The sequence below is a fragment of the Streptomyces sp. NPDC041108 genome, from assembly GCF_055592645.1.
On sequence record NZ_JBVIYK010000005.1, the window covers coordinates 511,226 to 529,024 of the forward strand.

At 71.9% G+C, this 17,799-nt stretch carries 15 protein-coding genes; 1 reads left to right on the top strand and 14 read right to left on the bottom strand.

All coding sequences use genetic code 11. The features are described from left to right. Positions 1–3: 3 nt before the first annotated feature. The 9 genes from ACZ6BB_RS17990 to ACZ6BB_RS18030 all read right to left on the bottom strand — a co-directional run bounded on the left by ACZ6BB_RS17990 (position 4) and on the right by ACZ6BB_RS18030 (position 8,596). A complete protein-coding gene (locus ACZ6BB_RS17990) occupies positions 4–558 on the bottom strand; it encodes a hypothetical protein (RefSeq protein WP_471616122.1) in 555 nt (184 codons plus the stop codon). Further along, positions 555–2,276 carry a class I adenylate-forming enzyme family protein gene (locus ACZ6BB_RS17995; RefSeq protein WP_471616123.1) on the bottom strand — a complete coding sequence of 574 codons (1,722 nt, stop codon included), beginning with the start codon at positions 2,274–2,276 and terminating at the stop codon, positions 555–557. Before ACZ6BB_RS17995 ends, ACZ6BB_RS17990 begins: the two co-directional genes overlap by 4 nt. Next, the gene (locus ACZ6BB_RS18000) at positions 2,263–3,183 is read right to left on the bottom strand and encodes a hypothetical protein (protein ID WP_471616124.1); all 921 of its coding nucleotides are present in this window, start codon (positions 3,181–3,183) and stop codon (positions 2,263–2,265) included. Before ACZ6BB_RS18000 ends, ACZ6BB_RS17995 begins: the two co-directional genes overlap by 14 nt. After that, positions 3,180–4,433 carry a beta-ketoacyl-[acyl-carrier-protein] synthase family protein gene (locus ACZ6BB_RS18005; RefSeq protein ID WP_471616125.1) on the bottom strand — a complete coding sequence of 418 codons (1,254 nt, stop codon included), beginning with the start codon at positions 4,431–4,433 and terminating at the stop codon, positions 3,180–3,182. The genes ACZ6BB_RS18000 and ACZ6BB_RS18005 overlap by 4 nt, the downstream gene beginning before the upstream one ends. Beyond that, complete coding sequence (locus ACZ6BB_RS18010; protein ID WP_471616126.1) at positions 4,423–4,740, bottom strand: acyl carrier protein; 318 nt, start codon at positions 4,738–4,740, stop codon at positions 4,423–4,425. The genes ACZ6BB_RS18005 and ACZ6BB_RS18010 overlap by 11 nt, the downstream gene beginning before the upstream one ends. Next, a complete protein-coding gene (locus ACZ6BB_RS18015) occupies positions 4,737–5,021 on the bottom strand; it encodes an acyl carrier protein (RefSeq protein WP_225967402.1) in 285 nt (94 codons plus the stop codon). Before ACZ6BB_RS18015 ends, ACZ6BB_RS18010 begins: the two co-directional genes overlap by 4 nt. A 78-nt stretch (positions 5,022–5,099) precedes the next feature. Continuing rightward, entirely contained in the window at positions 5,100–6,515 is a 1,416-nt protein-coding gene (locus tag ACZ6BB_RS18020; RefSeq protein WP_471616127.1) for a class I adenylate-forming enzyme family protein, read from the bottom strand. 6 nt (positions 6,516–6,521) lie between these two features. Then, entirely contained in the window at positions 6,522–7,760 is a 1,239-nt protein-coding gene (locus tag ACZ6BB_RS18025; protein WP_471616128.1) for a 3-dehydroquinate synthase II family protein, read from the bottom strand. Further along, complete coding sequence (locus ACZ6BB_RS18030; protein ID WP_471616129.1) at positions 7,757–8,596, bottom strand: class I fructose-bisphosphate aldolase family protein; 840 nt, start codon at positions 8,594–8,596, stop codon at positions 7,757–7,759. The genes ACZ6BB_RS18025 and ACZ6BB_RS18030 overlap by 4 nt, the downstream gene beginning before the upstream one ends. 543 nt (positions 8,597–9,139) lie before the next feature. Here ACZ6BB_RS18030 and ACZ6BB_RS18035 point away from each other — a divergent pair. Then, positions 9,140–10,552 (top strand): MFS transporter, encoded by a 1,413-nt coding sequence (locus ACZ6BB_RS18035; RefSeq protein ID WP_471616130.1) that lies wholly within the window; start codon positions 9,140–9,142, stop codon positions 10,550–10,552. A 120-nt stretch (positions 10,553–10,672) separates the two neighbouring features. Here the strand turns inward: ACZ6BB_RS18035 and pgl are convergent, their stop codons facing one another. Genes pgl through tkt form a run of 5 tightly spaced genes read right to left on the bottom strand, consistent with a single transcriptional unit; the run spans position 10,673 to position 17,474 of the window. After that, positions 10,673–11,455, bottom strand: coding sequence for a 6-phosphogluconolactonase (gene pgl, locus ACZ6BB_RS18040; protein WP_471616131.1), 783 nt, complete (start codon positions 11,453–11,455; stop codon positions 10,673–10,675). Next, positions 11,452–12,708 (bottom strand): glucose-6-phosphate dehydrogenase assembly protein OpcA, encoded by a 1,257-nt coding sequence (gene opcA, locus ACZ6BB_RS18045; protein ID WP_471616132.1) that lies wholly within the window; start codon positions 12,706–12,708, stop codon positions 11,452–11,454. Before opcA ends, pgl begins: the two co-directional genes overlap by 4 nt. Beyond that, positions 12,705–14,237, bottom strand: coding sequence for a glucose-6-phosphate dehydrogenase (gene zwf / locus ACZ6BB_RS18050; protein WP_471616166.1), 1,533 nt, complete (start codon positions 14,235–14,237; stop codon positions 12,705–12,707). The genes opcA and zwf overlap by 4 nt, the downstream gene beginning before the upstream one ends. Continuing rightward, positions 14,234–15,352 carry a transaldolase gene (gene tal / locus ACZ6BB_RS18055; protein WP_471616133.1) on the bottom strand — a complete coding sequence of 373 codons (1,119 nt, stop codon included), beginning with the start codon at positions 15,350–15,352 and terminating at the stop codon, positions 14,234–14,236. Before tal ends, zwf begins: the two co-directional genes overlap by 4 nt. Before the next feature lie 34 nt (positions 15,353–15,386). After that, a complete protein-coding gene (gene tkt / locus ACZ6BB_RS18060; RefSeq protein ID WP_471616134.1) occupies positions 15,387–17,474 on the bottom strand; it encodes a transketolase in 2,088 nt (695 codons plus the stop codon). Between the last annotated feature and the right edge of the window lie 325 nt (positions 17,475–17,799).

A 17,799-nucleotide genomic window follows, 5' to 3' on the forward strand; every position in this document is an offset into this window, starting at 1 on the left:
GCCTCAGCCCTCCGCGGCCGGTGCGAGGGGGGTGGCGATCCGCATGAGCAGACGGCACGCCGGGTCACCGTCCCGCAGACAGCTCTCGGCCCGGTTCTCCGCCAGGGTCGCACCGAGGCCCTCGGACCAGCCCGCGTGGACGGCCGTGCACGGGCAGCGGTAGCCCTCCAGGGAACCGGCCATCCGGACCATCGTGATGGCGAAGTTCCGCTTCAGGGTGAGTACGACGAGGTCGTCGTCCTCGACCTCGGTGGAGGCGTTGCGCAGCTCCGGCGGGAACATCCGGTCCCCGCACTCGTCGTAGCGGCGGCGCAGCTCCTCCAGGTCCTTGCGGCTGTCGCCGGTGTCCGGGAGCGGTCCGCGCAGCCGGGCGACGCGCTGCCCGACGTGCAGGGCGACCTTCCCCATCGCCTCCGCGTTGATCTCGTTGGCGACCTCCTGGCCGTACCGCGCGGCGACCCCCTGGTACCAGTTGGCGTCGTGCTGCCACCAGAGCCGGTACGCCTCACCGGCGCGGGCGCGGTGATTGACGCCCTCGGCGTCGCTGTGCGTGCTCATGCGTGCTGCTCCTCGGCGGTGGTCGCGGCGGCCAGGCGGGCTGCGAACCGGTCCCGCATCACTCGTTTGAGAACCTTGCCGGTGGCGCCCTTGGCCACGTCGTCGGGCCTCATCCGCAGCGCCCGGGTGACCGGCGGGAACCCGGCGGCCGTCAGCACGGCGTTGACGCGCCCGGTCCACACCTCGTCGCTCTCACCGTCGTCGTCGGTCCCCTCGCCGTCCGCGAGCTGGAGCAGCGCGTACGCCTCGGCCTCCCCGTCGCCGTCCCAGTCCGCGCGGACGCCGTCGGGGGCGACCCCGACCACCGTGCAGTCGGCGAGCCGCGGCAGCCCGGCCAGCAGCAGTTCCTCGGTGCGGGTGCTGAAGACGATGCCGGCACGGGTGCGCACGGCGTCCGGGACCCGGTCCAGGTGGTAGAAGTTGCCCTCCTCGTCCTGGTGGGCCAGGTCGCCGGTGAGCCAGTAGCCGCCGAGCCGCATCCGGTTCCAGGTCAGCGAGTCGTTCCAGTAACCGGGCGTGAGCGTGGGCGACTTGAGGCCCAGCCGGCCGATCTGCCCGGGCGGCAGCGGGGTGCCGTCCTCCGCCAGCACCGCGGCCTCGGCGAAGCTGATCGGCTTGCCGACGCGGCGGGAGTAGGCCGAGGTGTCCTTGGTGTGCCGGTTGTGGAAGACGGAGTACCCGGCCTCCGACGAACCGAGACCGTCCACGAAGACCGAGCCCTCGACCCGGACCCGGCTGAGATCGCGCCGGATCTCGGTGTGGCTCCCGTGCTCCACGAGCGCCCGGATGTGCGCCTCGTGCGCCGCGTCCCCGGTGTTGAACCACACCTGCACGCTGGACAGGTCACGTGCCGTCAGGTCCTCCGCCGCCATCTCGCCGAAGGTCCCGGCGAAGGCCAGTACGGTCGTCGGCCGGAACTCCTCGACGGCGTCCAGCACGTCCGGGCCGCGCTGGCTGGAGAGCAGCTTGATGTCCGAGCGCAGCAGCAGGCAGTACAGCAGCGTCGCCACCATCGCGTTGTGCGCGCCGGGCAGTCCCACCAGCGTCCGCTCCATGTCGGCGCCGGTGGAGAAGCGCAGCCGGTGCACCTGGGCGTACATCAGCGTGCGGTGGGTGTGCGGCACCCCCTTGGGCATGCCGGTGGTGCCGGACGAGTGGGAGATGAGCACCGGGTCGCTCGGGTCGTGCCGGTACGGGTAGGACGGCGGGAGCGACGCGCGGTGCTCCGGCCGGATGTCGGCGGCGGTCACCAGGAAACCGAGGCCGCTCCCGCCCGCCGGGCCCTCGGCGCCGAGGGTCAGCACCTCGCGGTGGGCCTCGTCGGTGAAGGCGCCCACCGCGCCCTGGCGGCGGACGTACTCCCGGGCGGTCTCCGGGGCGAGGTTGCCGTTGACGAACGAGGGGACGGCGCCGAGCGAGGTCAGCGCCAGGAAGTTCACCGCGAACTCGGCGGCGGAGAAGGAGTGGACGGCCACCGGGTCACGGGGCCGCACGCCCCGGGCCGCGTACCAGCCCGCGTACGTCTCCACCACCTCGTACAGCTGCCCGAGCGTCAGCACCTCGGGCCGGCTGCCGTCCGGCGCGCGCCAGGTACCGTCGGTCCGCAGCACCGGCTCGTCGAGCGGGCGTGCGTAGGCGCGCAGCCGCCCGAGGACGTTGCCGGCGCCGAGTTCGGTGTCGGAGCAGATCCGCGCCCGCTCCTGCCTACTGATGAGCATGGGTCTCCGTCTCGTTTCTTTCCGGGAGGCTTTCGGCGTCCAGGAGGAACGCGGGCGTCCGGGGTTCGGTGACCAGGACGTGGGTGCCGCCGTCCCGCAGCAGCCGTCGGTGGGCGGCGGCCAGGTCGAACAGGCCCTGGATGCTGCCGGGGTGCGCGAGGGCCGCCGGCGGTTCGCCGTCGTGCGTCGGCGTGGCACGGACGGTCACGGGCGCGCCGGCGCCGGGGCGGCCGAGCAGGACGGCAGCCGCCAGGGCGGCGGCCTCCGGGAGGTCCGGGACCGGGCGGCCGCTGTCCGCGGAGAGCTCCCGGTGCACGGCGGCCGTACGCTCGCCGCCGCCCAGTTCGACGCCGGCCACCAGGACCCGGTCCAGCTCCGGGTCCTCCAGGAGGAGGTCGGCCATGGCCAGCAGTTCGGTCACCGGGTCGTCGAGCGTGGAGAGGCTGAACATCTGCCCGGTGATCTGGAACTCCCGGCTGATGTGCCCCAGCACGGAGTTGGGCGTGGCCTGCATGAACAGCAGCGGGTTGTGGACCCGCCCGGACACCACCCGCCGGCTCGCCAGATCGGCCGTGGTGGTGTCCCCCATGAGGCTCGCCAGCACGACGGCCGTACGGGAGCCTGCCCCACTCTCGGCTTCGTTCGAGCGGGAGGTGCCCCCACCGGCCCACTCGGTCAGACAGCGCGCGGCGACCTCGTACGCCAGCGGACTGAACGCCGACTCCACGAACCCCGGCAGCCGGGGCAGCGGGATGTCGCCGGGCCGTCCGGTGCCGTGCGTCGCGGTGGCGGTGGTGAGAACGCCGAGGGGCGAGCGCAGGGGTCCCTTCCCGGCGGGCACGGTCTCCCCGGTGTCCGTCGGCGTGCTCGCCTGCGCGGCTCTCCCGCCGTGATCCGTCGTCGTCACGGCCGCTCCAGGACGAGTGCGGTGTTGGCGCCGCCGAACGCGGCGTTGATGGTCAGGGCCCGGCGCAGGTCGGCCTGCCGGGGCCGGTTCGGCACGTAGTCGAGGTCGCACTCCGGGTCCGGCCGCGTGAGGCCCGCGGTCGGCGGCAGTACGCCGTCCATGAGGGCCAGCACCGTGATCACGAATTCCACGACACCGGCCGCCTCCAGCAGATGGCCGGTGGTGCTCTTGGTGGAGCTGACCGGGACCGACCCGGCCCGCTCCGCGAGGGCGGCGCGCAGCCCCCGGGTCTCGGCACCGTCGTTGTACCTGGTGCCGGTGCCGTGCGCGTTGACATAGCCGAGGGCCGACCCGTCGGGGTCCCCGGCCAGCCGCAGCGCCTGCCGGGCAGCGCGGGCCAGGCCCACACCCTCCGGGTGCGGCTGGGCGATGTGGTGGGCGTCGGTGGCCGCCCCCCAGCCGACCACGCCCGCCAGCGGCCGGGCACCGCGCCGCCGCGCGTGCTCGGCGGACTCCAGCACGACAGCCGCGACCCCGTCGCCGAGCAGCAGCCCGGTGCGGTCCGCGCTGAACGGCCGCACCATGCCGTCCCGGGACAGCGCCCGCCCCGAGTCGAACTTCCCGAACGTCTCCTCCTCCACGAGGTAGCCGCCGGCGCACACCGCCACGTCGGTCCGGCCGGACGAGATCAGCCGGCAGGCATGGATGATCGCGGCGGCGGAGGCCACACAGGCGTTGGTGAACGTGAGCCGCGGCCCCGTCAGGCCGAGACCCCGGGCCAGCGACTCGGCGAGGTGCGCCGGGACGGCGTCGGCGAGGTGCGCCGCCGTGTCGGCCGGGTCGGCGTGCCCCGATGCGGCCTCGCCCCGTCCGTCGGCCCGGTTCGCGCCGGAGCCGCCGCTCACGTCGGCCTCCGGTCCCGCCGCCGCTTCCCGCCAGTGGCGCGTGATGCTCGTGCAGTCGCCCGCGATACCCAGCAGGACCGCCGCCTCGGTGCCCGGGGGCAGGCCCGCCATGTCGAGCGCCTCCCTTCCGCAGTCCGCGAGGGCGGGGCGCAGGGCCGGGTGCTCGGCCCCGTCGGGGCCGTCGGGGGCGGCGCCGGCCATCGGGGTGCGGTACGGGCCGGTGTCGAAGCGGGTGGTGGGGGCGAAGGAGGGGACGCCGGCGAAGACACCGCGGCGCAGGGCGTCCGCGCCCGCGCCGAAGGCCGTGCGCACACCGAACCCGGTCACCGTCACGTCACCGGTCAACGCGGTCACCCCCCTGTGCCGCATCCGCCGCGGACGCGCTCAGGAACTCCGTGAGCCGCCGGAGCGAGGTCAGGTTCGCGATCTCGTCGTCACCGGGCTCCACCACCAGGCCGTACCGTTCCTCCACCACGTGCAGCAGCCACACCAACCCCAGGGAGTCCAGGACCAGTTCGGAGTCGTCACCGAGGTCGTCGGGTACCCCGGGGAAGATCTTGCGGTCGGACAGCAGCTCCCGGACGGTGTCGAGGGTGATGACGGACGACATGGAGGTGGCCGGGACGGACGGCGCGGAGACCTCCGCGCTCATGCCTTCGCCCCGCGCCGGACGACCTCGGTGACGAGCCCGCCGAGGGTCAGGGAGGCCAGCGGCTCGATGTCGGTGTCCGGGATCTCCACGCCGAACCGCGACTCCAGCCGCAGCGTCAGCTCGATCAGGCTCAGGGAGTCCAGCTCCAGCCCGCCGACGGTCACCGGGCTCTCGTCCGTGATGCCGTCGCGGCTCAGCAGGATGTTCATCTCGTCGATGACCGTGGTCAGGACGAACTCGCGGATCTCGTTGTCCAGGGTGGACGTGCTCATGATCGCCATCTCCATGGGGGAATGTCGTGAGAAGGTCATGCGAAAAGTCGTGCGGGGCGCCCGTTGCGGGGGCCGCCCGTCGGGCCGCTACGCGCCGCTCGCCGCCGCCTGGAGCGTGGCCGCCCGGCGGACCAGCTTCCCGTTCGAGGTGCGGGGCAGGGTGTCCAGCACCCGGATCACGCGGGGCAGCTTGTGGTCGGCCAGCCGCTCCCGGCACCAGCGCAGCAACTCCTCCGCCGACGGGCTCCCGGCCCCGGCGGCGACCGCCACGTACGCCTCGGTCACGTCCTCGTGGACCAGGACCGCCTGGTCGACGGCCGGGTGCGCGCGGAGCACCTGCTCGACCTCGGTGAGGTCGACCTTGAGGCCGCCGACGACGACGAGGGAGTCGGCGCGGCCGCCCACGGTGACCGTCCCGTCGGCGTCCACCGCGGCCCGGTCGCGGGTGTGCAGCCAGCCGTCCTCGTACTGGGTGCCGCCGGAGTCGAAGAGGTACGGCGACGCGTCGAGCGCCACGTCCAGTTCCCCCTTGTGCTCCCGGACCAGCACACCGGGTGCGGGCCGCCCGACGGTGGGTCGGAGCGTGCCGCCGACGTCGATGGCGACGATGCCGGTCTCGGTGGTGCCGTAGGCCTCGCCGACCGTGACGCCGTACCGCTCGGCGAACCGCGCGGCGACCTCGGGGGGCATCAGCTCGCCCCCGGAGACGGCGGTCCGCAGCTCGGGCAGCTCGGGCGGATCGAGGGCGGCGGCGAGCAGCTCGTAGTGCATCGGCACCCCGAACAGATGGGTGACCCGGTGGTCGGCCGCGGTCCGCAGGATCTCGCGGGCGGAGACGCGGGGCGCGAAGACGACACGGACGCCGGCCGCCAGCGCGTGCAGCAGCCCGCCGAGCAGGCCGAAACTGTGCGCCGTGGAGCTGAGCAGCAGCAGCCGGTCGCCCTCGCCCGGCATTCCGGGGACCGCCGCGAACGACTCGATCTCGGCGGCGATCGAGCCGGCGGTCCTGCCGATCACCTTCGGCCGCCCGGTGGAGCCCGAGCTGAACTGGACCAGCCGGTGCCCGCCCGCGGCCGGCCGGCCGCCCCTGCGGCACTCGGTGGCCACCTCGTACTCGGGCCGGAAGCCGAACGCCGCACGGACGTTGGACCCGGCCCGGACCATGAACTGCGGCCGACAGCCGGCGCAGAGCGCGTCCACCTCGGCGGGCTTGAGCCGGAAGTCGAACAGCATCACCTGCGCGCCCAGCCGCCACAGCGCGAGCAGCACCTCGACCTGGGTGAAACTGGGCGGCGTCCGCAGCCCCACCGTGCTGCCGGGGCCGATGTCGTAGCCGGCGAACACGGCGGCCTGCTTGGCCACCCGCTCCCGTAACCCGGCCCGGCCGACGGTCTCCCGCTGGTGCGTCAGATACGGCAGGCCGTCGTCCCGCGCGTCGAACAGCCGCTGGACCAGGACGCCCATCCCGTCCTCACCGGCCGCGGCCGCCACGAGTTCGCCCATGAGGCCTCAGACCTCCTTGCAGAACTCGCCGATGGGCAGGCCGACATGGCGCTTGTCCTGCGCCAGATAGCCGAGCAGCTCGTCCCCGGTCCGCAGTTCGGTGACGTTGAGGACCTTGCCGCCCGGTCCGAGGACCCGTACGTGCCAGTCGTCCTGGACGGTCAGGCTCACCAGGCGCCCGTCCTCCGCGTGCGTGCGGATCTCCAGCAGCGGCCGGGACTCCAGCTTGGCGCGCCCGACCACGACCCGTCGGGTGCGGCCGTCGGCACCGACCGCCAGCAGGGCGCTGCCGGAGCCGACCTCGCTGAGGTAGTTGGTGCGGTTGTCGGGGCCCAGTGTGTACGAGTGCAGGGCACCGGCGTTGACCCGGAACGGCCGGGTCGGCATGTACGGCAGCGGGTGCGTCTCGCTGCAGCAGAGCACGAAACCGGAGGAGTACGAGCCGACGAGGATGCCCTCGTCCTCCTCGAAGTGCGAGCAGGTGTCCACGCAGACCCGGTCGCCGAGCCCGACGTGCCGGATGCTCTCCACCGTCAGCGTCGACAGCTCCAGCTGTGGGGTCGTCGCCTCCAGCAGCCGGGCCAGAGCGAACACGTCGTCCGCGCTCCGGGGGGTGAACAGGATGCCGTCGGAGCCGCGTTCGAGCACGTCGAAGACGATGGCCGCCTCCTCCAGGTCCCCGACGACCGTCACCAGCTGCCCCTCGGCCGACTCGGCCGCCGCGAGCACGATCTCCAGCGGGATCTTCGTCGGGTCGGCGAAATGGATCACCGTGTACGGCAGCGCCATCGCGCCCACGCACGACAGCTGGAGGGTGCGGTCGTCCCGTACGTCGACGAAGCCGGCGACGGGTGTACCGGTGACCGGCGCACCCGAGGCGGGCACTCGGGCGGCGGCGCGGTTCTCCGCGGCGAGCGCGTCCAGCTCGTCCTGCGTGGAGAACTTCCGCAGCAGGACGTCGATCCCGGCGTCCGCGAGGGTCCCGCCCGCGCCGGAGGGCTTGGCGTCACCCGCGCCCTTGGCCTCCTTGCCCCCCTTGTCGGCGGACTTGTCGGCCGGCTTCCTCGCGAGCGCCGCCGCGGGCTCCGCGGACACCAGCACCCGGGTCACGGTCGGCGGCAGCGTCCCCAGCAACTCGGCGTCGGCCGAGACCACTCCGGCCATCCGGGCGTGGACGGCCGCGTCCACCACCGCCTGGAGCTGCGGACGGGGGACTTCACGGAGATCGATCCACGCGAACCTCATGCGACACCTGCCACGATCGTCGAGTAACGGGGAGAGGGGGGAGCGGTCATGCTCATGTCTTCGGTGATGCCTTCGCCGCCGGTCCCGTGCACCACCGCCGCGAGCCGGGAGACCAGGGAGGCGGGGGAGGGGGAGGAGAAGATCCGGCGGCCGACGGCGAGCCCCCGGCAGCCGGCCGCCATCACCGTGGTGCCGTACTCGATGAGGTCGGAGCCGTCCGGTGGACCGCCGGCCGCGAGGACGGGGATGGGGCTGTGGGCCACCACCTCGGCCATCCGCTCCAGCGGCAGGGCGACGGTCGTCTTCACCATGTCGGCGCCCAGATCGGCGGCGACGTTCACGATGTGCGCGAGGAGGGCGGGATCGTGCGGGTTCTCGATCCGGGGGCCGCGCGGATAGACCATCGCGATCAGCGGCATGCCCCAGGTGTCGCATGAACGGGCCACCGCACCCAGGTCGACGAGCTGACGCCCCTCGGTGTCCGAGCCGATGTTCACATGGACGCTGACCGCGTCCGCGCCGAGCGCCACCGCCTCCTCGACATCGCCGACCAGCACCTTGGCGTCCACGTCGGCGGAACAGGCCGTACTCGCGCTCAGGTGCACCACCAGCGCGCAGTTCCCGAGGAGGTCCGGGGCGAGCGTGCGGGCCCGCCCCTTGTGGACGATGATCCCGTCGGCCCCGCCGGCCACCAGTGCCCGAAGGAGGTCTTCCCACTGCCCCGGAGGGGCGACCGGGCCGTCCGAGACGCTGTGGTCGAGAGGGATGAGCAAATGCCGGTCATCACCGGCCTGAGAAAGTCTTCTCCAACGTAATGGCTTGCCAGTTTTCAGCATGGGTAATGCGCCTTCCCGGCTCTGAGGCCGCATTTCAGAAAGTCGAACCGCGGCAACCCGATGCGGTCTCCATGTCCGAAAAACGATGGTCGTAGAACTTTCAAGTTCTGCCAGGACGTCAGCATTCCGTGCGTGATCGCGGCTTGGCAAGGCGTGACCGTCGGCAAATTTTTATGCGTCCGGAGACATGACTATTTGACAGCGACTTGACAGGATCCCCCGGGTTGACGGCGTCCCAGGGTGGTGTTCGTGGCGCATTCTTCAGGTCTGTCCCCACGCATAGCGGGATCACATGGGATCACATGGGACCACTCGGGATCTCGTGCTTTAAATGTCGTTGTCGCGTGTAATCGGCGCCCTGCTGACATTTTCCGTCGAAAGCATTCGACGAGATCTCCGTTCGAGCCATTGGCGAGACTTCCTTGTGGGAATCGAATTTCGCGGCCTAGGGTGACAGGCACACTCCGGTTCGTGTTTCATGCGTGGCCGTCCCCCTCTGCACCCGGACCATTCGTGTCCGGGCGTACCGGAAGTGAGCCCCCCATGCCCGAATCCCCGTCCGAGACCGTCTCCGAGACTGTGGACCCCAGATCGGTCGCGTTACCGTCGTCGGCCTCCCCGACGCAGGCCGCCTCGTCGCCGGCCGAGCCGACCAACGCGCCGAAGGTCGCCGCCGCGAGCCTCATCGGCACCACGATCGAGTACTACGATTTCGCCGTCTACGGCACGGCCTCCGCGCTCGTCCTCGGACCCGCGTTCTTCCCCTCCGGCAACGCGACCGTCTCCACCCTCGCCGCGTTCCTCACCTTCGCCGCGGCCTTCCTGTCCCGCCCCCTCGGCGTCGTCCTCTTCGGCACGATCGGCGACCGGCTGGGCCGCCGCCGTGCCCTGGTCGCGTCCCTGCTGCTCATGGGCCTCGCGACGGTCGGCGTCGGCCTCCTGCCGACCTACGAGACCGCCGGACTCCTCGCCCCCGTCCTCCTGGTGACCCTCCGTCTGCTGCAGGGCGTCAGCATGGGCGGCGAGTGGGGCGGCGCGGTCCTGTTGGCCGCCGAACACGCCCCGCCCGGCCGCCGCGCGCTGTACGCCGCCATACCCAACGTCGGCCCCTCGCTCGGCTTCCTGCTCTCCAGCGCCGTCATCCTCCCCACCCTGAACATCGTGGGCCGCGACGGCTTCACGGACTGGGCCTGGCGCGTTCCGTTCCTGCTCAGCGCGGTGCTCGTCCTGGTCGGGCTGTGGGTACGGACGACGGTGTCGGAGTCGCCGGTGTTCAGGGGCTCGGCCCCGGCGGCGCCCCCGGCGTCCCCGGCCTCTCCCGGACCGGCGGGGTCCCCGGCGTCGCGCTTTCCGCTCGGGACGCTCGTCGCGCGCCACCCGCGCCGGCTGCTGCTCGGCACGGGCGCGGCGATCGGCGGCTCGGCCGTGTACTACCTGACGATCGTCTACAGCCTGTCCTACGGTCCGAAATCGCTCGGCATCCCGCAGAACACGATGCTCACCGCCGCGAGCGTGGGGGCGGCGGCCGGGATCGCGATCACGCTGCCCGTCGCACGGCTCGCCGACCGGATCGGGCGCCGGCCGCTGATGCTGGCGGGCGCGGCCGGCTGCGTGGTGTGGGCCGTTCCCATGTACGCGTCCCTCAGCACGGGCGACGCGTTCGTCATCACCGGCGCGTACACGGTCGGGCTCATGCTGCTCGCCCTGATGTTCTCCCCGGCGGCGGCGTTCCTCGCGGAGCTGTTCCCGGCGAGGTTGCGGTACACGGGGGCGTCGGCGGCGTTCATCCTGGCCAACACGCTGGGCGGCGGCTTCGCTCCGCTCGTCGCGACCTGGCTGAACAGTCAGTGGTCGTCGCCGCTGGTGCTCGGGTTCTACACGGGTGGGTTGTGCCTGGTGAGTCTGCTGTGCGTGTGGGCGCTGCCGGAGACCCGCGGGGAGGACTTCACGTCCTGACAGGCATGGCCCGCCCCTGCGTCCCCCCGGGGTGCGCTGTCGGGTGCGGGCCCGGTGGGGGCGTCTCGCGCGGTTCCCCGCGCTCCTGACGGACCCCACCGGACCCGCACCCGAACGGAGTTACGGCGAGGCGGGCGGATACAGCGACCGGGGCAGCTGAGACGCCGCGGCCGAGTCCAGCAGCCACAGGGTCCGCGACCGCCCGTACGCACCCGCGGCAGGTGCCTGGATCTCGCCGGCGCCGGACAGGGCGATGGCCGCGGCCCGCGCCTTGTCCTCACCCGCGGCGAGGAGCCACACCTCACGCGCCGCCCGAATCGCGGGCAGCGTCAGCGTGACCCGCGTCGGCGGCGGCTTCGGCGCGCCGCTGACCCCCACCACCGTCCGCTCGGTCTCCCGCACGGCCGGCAGCTCGGGGAAGAGCGAGGCCACATGGGTGTCCGGACCGACCCCGAGCATCAACACGTCGAACGTCGGCACCGACCCATGGTTCTCGGGCCCCGCCGCACGCGCCAGCTCCTCCGCGTACGCCGCGGCCGCCGCGCCCACATCGGCACCCCACGGCCCGTCCGACGCGGGCATGGCGTGCACCCGCTTCGGGTCCAGCGGCACCGAGTCCAGCAGTGCCTCGCGGGCCTGGGTGACATTCCGCTCGGCGTCGCCCTCGGGCAGGAACCGTTCGTCGCCCCACCACAGATCCAGCCGCGCCCAGTCGATCGCGTCCCGGGCCGGCGCCGCCGCCAGCGCGGCGAGCAGCCCGTTGCCGTTGCGGCCGCCCGTGAGGACCACCGAGGCGTACCCGCGCGAGGCCTGCGCGTCCACGACCTTGGTGATCAGCCGGGCCGCCGCGGCCTGGGCCATCAGCTCCTTGTCGCGGTGCACGACCAGCTGCGGAGTGCTCATGGCGCTGCTTTCTTCACGGGCGGCATCTGCGCGGGCGTGGGCCGCTCGGAGTCGTCGTCCCCGGCGTCCCCCGTGGACCCGGCCGGAGCTGGGGAGGCGACCGGACGCGACGGAGCGGCCGGCGGCAGTGCGGGCGCGGACGCGGACGCACGGGCCGCGGCGGCGGCCGACGCGACGGCCGAACCCAGCCCGGGGCCGGAGCCGGAGACCGAACCGGCTCCCGTGCCCGGGACCGAAGAGGCCACCGCGGGGCCGCCCGCGGCGGTCGGAGCGGTTGCCGGCGCGGCCGAGGCGGCCGTCGGCGCACTGCCCGCCGTGTTCCCGAAGGCTCCGCCCAGCCGGTCCACCCCGAACCGCAGCGCGGACGCGTATGTGTCGTCGGGGTCGAGCCTGCGCAGCTCCTCCGCCAGCAGCTCGGACGTCTCGCGGCGCTTCAGCGCGACCGCCCGGTCCGGCTGGCCCTCCAGCGTCAGGAGGGCGAGGCCCCCGTTGGGCCGGTACAACCGGATGGGACCGGTGCTGGTCAGCATCCGCACCTCGTTGAGGCCGGGCCCGGCCGACACCCCACGCCGTACATGGACGTGGAGCCGGTCCGCCAGCCACATCGCCAGCAGTTCCACGCTCGGGTTGTACTGCTCGCCCTGCACCTCCGCGGAGATGACCTCGCAGTCCACCTGGTCGAGCGCGGCGGCCAGCATGGAACGCCAGGGGGTGATCCGGGTCCAGGCCAGATCCGTGTCGCCGGGCTCGTAGTTGTCGGCGCGGGTCCGCAGCTCCTCGATGGGCTTCTCGGCGGCGTAGCTGTCGGTCACCCGGCGCTGGCCGAGCGCGCCCAGCGGGTCGCGGGCCGGGTCGAGCGGCGCGTTGACCGGCCACCAGACGACGACCGGCGCGTCCGGCAGCAGCAGCGGAAGCACGACCGACTGGGCGTGGTCCGCGACCTCGCCGTACAGCCGCAGCACGACCGTGTCACCGGTGCCGGCGTCCGCGCCGACCCGTACCTCGGCGTCGAGGCGGGACTTCGTGCGGTCGCGGGGGGAGCGGGAGACGCGCTTGATGACCACGATCGTGCGCGATGGGTGCTCGCGGGAGGCGTCGTTGGCGGACTTGAGCGCGTCGTACGCGTTCTCCTCGTCCGTCACGATGACCAGCGTGAGCACCATGCCGACCGCCGGAGTGCCTATCTCCCGGCGGGCCTTGACCAGTGCCTTGTTGATCTTGCTGGCCGTGGTGTCCGTGAGGTCCGTCTTCATGGCCGGCGCCAGCTCCGTCCGTCTCGCTCCAGCATCTCGTCCGCCTCGACGGGACCCCAGGTGCCCGCCTGGTACTGCGCGGGCCTGCCGCTCTTGTCCCAGTACTCCTCGATCGGGTCGAGGATCTTCCAGGACAGCTCGACCTCCTCGGTGCGCGGGAAGAGGTTCGAGTCGCCGAGCAGGACGTCGAGGATGAGACGCTCGTACGCCTCGGGCGACGACTCGGTGAAGGACTCGCCGTACGCGAAGTCCATCGACACGTCACGGATCTCCATCGACGTGCCGGGCACCTTGGAGCCGAAGCGGACCGTCACGCCCTCGTCGGGCTGGACGCGGATGACGATCGCGTTCTGGCCCAGCTCCTCGGTGGCGGTGGAGTCGAAGGGGGAGTGCGGGGCGCGCTGGAAGACCACCGCGATCTCGGTCACCCGGCGGCCGAGGCGCTTGCCCGTCCGCAGGTAGAAGGGGACGCCCGCCCAGCGGCGGTTGTCGACCTCGACCTTGATCGCCGCGTAGGTGTCGGTCTTCGACCTGCGGTCGATACCGTCCTCCTCCAGGTACCCGATGACCTTCTCGCCGCCCTGCCAGCCGGCCGCGTACTGGGCGAACACGGTGTCCCGGCCCAGATCCTTCGGCAGCCTCACCGCGCCGAGCACCTTGGTCTTCTCGGCGGCGAGCGCGTCCGCGTCGAAGGAGGCGGGCTCCTCCATCGCGGTCAGCGCCATCAGCTGGAGCAGGTGGTTCTGGATGACGTCACGGGCGGCGCCGATACCGTCGTAGTAGCCCGCCCGGCCGCCGATGCCGATGTCCTCGGCCATCGTGATCTGCACGTGGTCGACGAAGGACCGGTTCCAGATCGGCTCGAACATCGTGTTGGCGAAGCGCAGCGCCAGGATGTTCTGGACGGTCTCCTTGCCCAGGTAGTGGTCGATGCGGAAGACCTGGTCCGGGGCGAAGACCTCGTGCACGACCTTGTTGAGGTCCTCGGCCGAGGTCAGGTCGTGCCCGAACGGCTTCTCGATGACCGCGCGCCGCCAGGAGCCGCTGCTCTGGTCGGCAAGGCCGTGCTTCTTCAGCTGCTGGATCACGACCGGGAACGCGGACGGCGGTACGGACAGATAGAAGGCGAAGTTGCCGCCCGTGCCCTGCGCCTTGTCCAGCTCCTCGATGGTGTCGCGCAGCCGCTCGAAGGACTCGTCGTCGTCGAAGGTGCCCTGGACGAACCGCATGCCCTGGATGAGCTGCTGCCAGACCTCCTCGCGGAAGGGCGTGCGGGCGTGCTCCTTGACCGCGTCGTGCACCTCCTGCGCGAAGTCCTCGTTGGCCCACTCCCGGCGCGCGAAGCCGACGAGCGAGAAGCCCGGCGGCAGCAGTCCGCGGTTGGCGAGGTCGTACACGGCAGGCATCAGCTTTTTACGTGACAAATCGCCTGTGACGCCGAAGATGACCAGGCCCGACGGCCCCGCGATACGCGGGAGCCGTCGGTCCGCGGCGTCACGCAGCGGATTGCTGCTCGACAAGGTGTTCAGCCCTCCGAGGGTGCGAGGCGCTGAAGCTCCGCCTCGGTCGACTTGAGCAGGTCGTTCCAGGACGCCTCGAACTTCTCGACGCCCTCGTCCTCCAGCAGCTGCACGACCTCGTCGTACGAGATCCCGAGCTTCTCGACCGCGTCCAGCTCGGCACGCGACTGCTCGTACGTGCCGGCGATCGCGTTGCCGCGGATCTCGCCGCTCTCGGCGGTGGCCTCCAGCGTGGCCTCCGGCATGGTGTTCACCGTGTTGGGCGCGACCAGCTCGTCGACGTACAGCGTGCTCTTGTACGCCGGGTCCTTGACGCCGGTCGAGGCCCACAGCGGACGCTGCTTGTTGGCGCCCGCGCTCTCCAGCACGCTCCAGCGGTCGGTGGAGAAGACCTCCTCGTACGCCTGGTAGGCGAGCCGCGCGTTGGCGACGCCGGCCTTGCCACGGGCGGCCTTGGCCTCGTCGGTGCCGAGCGCGTCGATGCGCTTGTCGATCTCGGTGTCCACGCGGGACACGAAGAAGGACGCCACCGAGTGGATCTTCGACAGGTCCAGGCCCCGCTCCTTCGCCTTCTCCAGACCGGCCAGGTAGGCGTCCATGACCTGGCGGTAGCGCTCCAGCGAGAAGATCAGCGTCACGTTGACGCTGATGCCGAGGCCGATGACCTCGGTGATGGCCGGCAGGCCGCCCATCGTGGCCGGGATCTTGATCAGCGTGTTGGGCCGGTCCACCAGCCACGCCAGCTGCTTGGCCTCGGCGACCGTGGCCTTGGTGTCGTGCGCCAGGCGCGGGTCGACCTCGATGGAGACCCGGCCGTCCTGGCCGCCGGTCGCGTCGAAGACCGGGCGCAGGATGTCGGCGGCGTCGCGGACGTCCGCCGTCGTGATCATGCGGATGGCCTCTTCGACGGTGACCTTGCGGGCGGCGAGGTCGGAGACCTGCTGCTCGTAGCCGTCACCGCTGCTGATCGCCTTCTGGAAGATCGACGGGTTGGTGGTGACGCCCACGACGTGCTGCTGGTCGAGCAGCTCGGCGAGGTTGCCGGACGTGATGCGCTTGCGCGACAGGTCGTCCAGCCAGATCGCGACGCCCTCCTCGGAGAGGCGCTTGAGTGCGTCTGTCATGGAAATTCCATCTCCTACGTGTCGTGTGTGAGCGTCAGCGCTGAGCGGCGGCGAGTGATTCCTGCGCGACCGCGGCCACGTTCTCGGCGGTGAAGCCGAACTCCTGGAAGAGGACCTTGCCGTCGGCCGAAGCGCCGAAGTGCTCCAGCGAGACGATGCGGCCGGCGTCGCCCACGTACTTGTGCCAGGTGAGCCCGATCCCGGCCTCGACCGCGACACGCGCCTTGACGGACGGCGGCAGAACGCTCTCCCGGTACCCCTGGTCCTGCTCCTCGAACCACTCCACGGACGGCATGGACACCACCCGCGTGGGCACGCCCTGCGCCTGCAGCTGCTCGCGCGCCTCCACGGCCACGTGCACCTCGGAACCGGTGGCGATGAGGATCACCTCGGCGTCGCCGCCTTCGGCGTCGAACAGGACGTAACCGCCCTTGGCGGCATCCTCGTTGGCCTCGTACGTCGGCACACCCTGACGGGTCAGCGCCAGACCGTGCGGGGCGCCCTTGCCGAACTCCTTGGTCCAGCGCTTGAGGATCTCGCGCCAGGCGATGGCGGTCTCGTTGGCGTCGGCCGGGCGGACCACGTTCAGACCCGGGATCGCGCGCAGCGCGGCCAGGTGCTCGACCGGCTGGTGCGTCGGGCCGTCCTCGCCGAGGCCGATGGAGTCGTGCGTCCACACGTAGGTCACCGGCAGGTGCATCAGCGCCGACAGGCGGACGGCGTTGCGCATGTAGTCGGAGAACACGAGGAACGTGCCGCCGAAGATGCGGGTGTTGCCGTGCAGGGCGATGCCGTTCATCTCCGCGGCCATGGAGTGCTCGCGGATGCCGAAGTGGATCGTGCGGCCGTAGGGGTTCGCCTCCGGCAGCGGGTTGTCCGCGGGGAGGAACGACGACGTCTTGTCGATCGTGGTGTTGTTCGAGCCGGCGAGGTCGGCGGAGCCGCCCCACAGCTCGGGGACCACCGCGCCCAGCGCCTGCAGCACCTTGCCGGACGCGGCACGCGTCGCGACACCCTTGCCCGTCTCGAACTCGGGCAGGTGCGACTCCCAGCCCTCGGGCAGTTCGCCCGCGCTGATCCGGTCGAACTCGGCGGCGCGCTCGGCGTTGCCGTCACGCCACTCCTGCAGCTGCTTCTCCCACACGGCACGGGCCTCACGGCCGCGCTCGCCCAGGGCACGCGTGTGCGCGATGACCTCGTCGGCGACCTCGAAGTTCTTCTCCGGGTCGAAGCCGAGGACCCGCTTGGTGGCCGCGACCTCGTCCGCGCCGAGCGCCGAGCCGTGCGCGGCCTCGGTGTTCTGCGCGTTCGGGGCCGGCCAGGCGATGATCGAGCGCATCGCGATGAACGACGGCCGGTCGGTGACGGCCTTCGCGGCCTCGATCGCCGCGTACAGCGCCGCCGGGTCGAGGTCGCCGTTCTCCTGCGGCTCCACGCGCTGCACGTGCCAGCCGTACGCCTCGTACCGCTTCACGGTGTCCTCGGACACGGCGGTCTCGGTGTCGCCCTCGATGGAGATGTGGTTGTCGTCCCACAGCAGGACCAGGTTGCCGAGCTTCTGATGCCCGGCCAGCGAGGACGCCTCGGCGGAGATGCCCTCCTGGAGGCAGCCGTCACCGGCGATCACGAAGACATGGTGATCGAACGGGGACTCGCCGGCGGCGGCCTCGGGGTCGAACAGACCGCGCTCGTAGCGGGCGGCCATCGCCATGCCCACCGCGTTGGCGACACCCTGGCCGAGCGGCCCGGTCGTCGTCTCCACGGCCTTGGTGTGCCCGTACTCGGGGTGACCCGGCGTCTTCGAACCCCAGGTGCGGAAGGACTCCAGGTCCTCCAGCTCCAGGCCGAAGCCGCCCAGGTACAGCTGGATGTAGAGGGTCAGGGAGGAGTGGCCGGCGGACAGGACGAACCGGTCACGGCCCACCCAGTCGGGGTCGGCGGGGTCGTGGCGCATCACCTTCTGGAAGAGGGTGTACGCGGCGGGCGCGAGGCTCATCGCCGTACCCGGATGGCCGTTGCCGACCTTCTGGACGGCGTCGGCGGCCAGGATCCGGGCGGTGTCGACGGCCCGCTGGTCCAATTCGTTCCACGCGAGGTCTGTAGTGGTCGGCTTGGTGCTCACCCTGGGTCAGGGCTCCTCTCCACATGTCTCGTGCCGGTGTTCTTCACGGCACCGGCCGTTGTCGAGCCTACCCCCGTAGGAACGCGCATTTTTTCGAGTCATTCCAGACTGCCGGGACTGTGTCCCGTCCGCCTCCCGACCAGTGGTTCGCATGCTGAGACCAGGGGGTTCCGCTGTTCGACATGTGAATACGGAGCCGCTCATCCGACTGCTCAACGCAAGTGTGTCCGGCTCGCCGCCGGGCGTCCGCCAACACGACCCCACCCCCTTGAAAGGCTGGCTCTGGGCAACGTCTACAGTGGCGTGGTACGCGCGAGCCGTTACG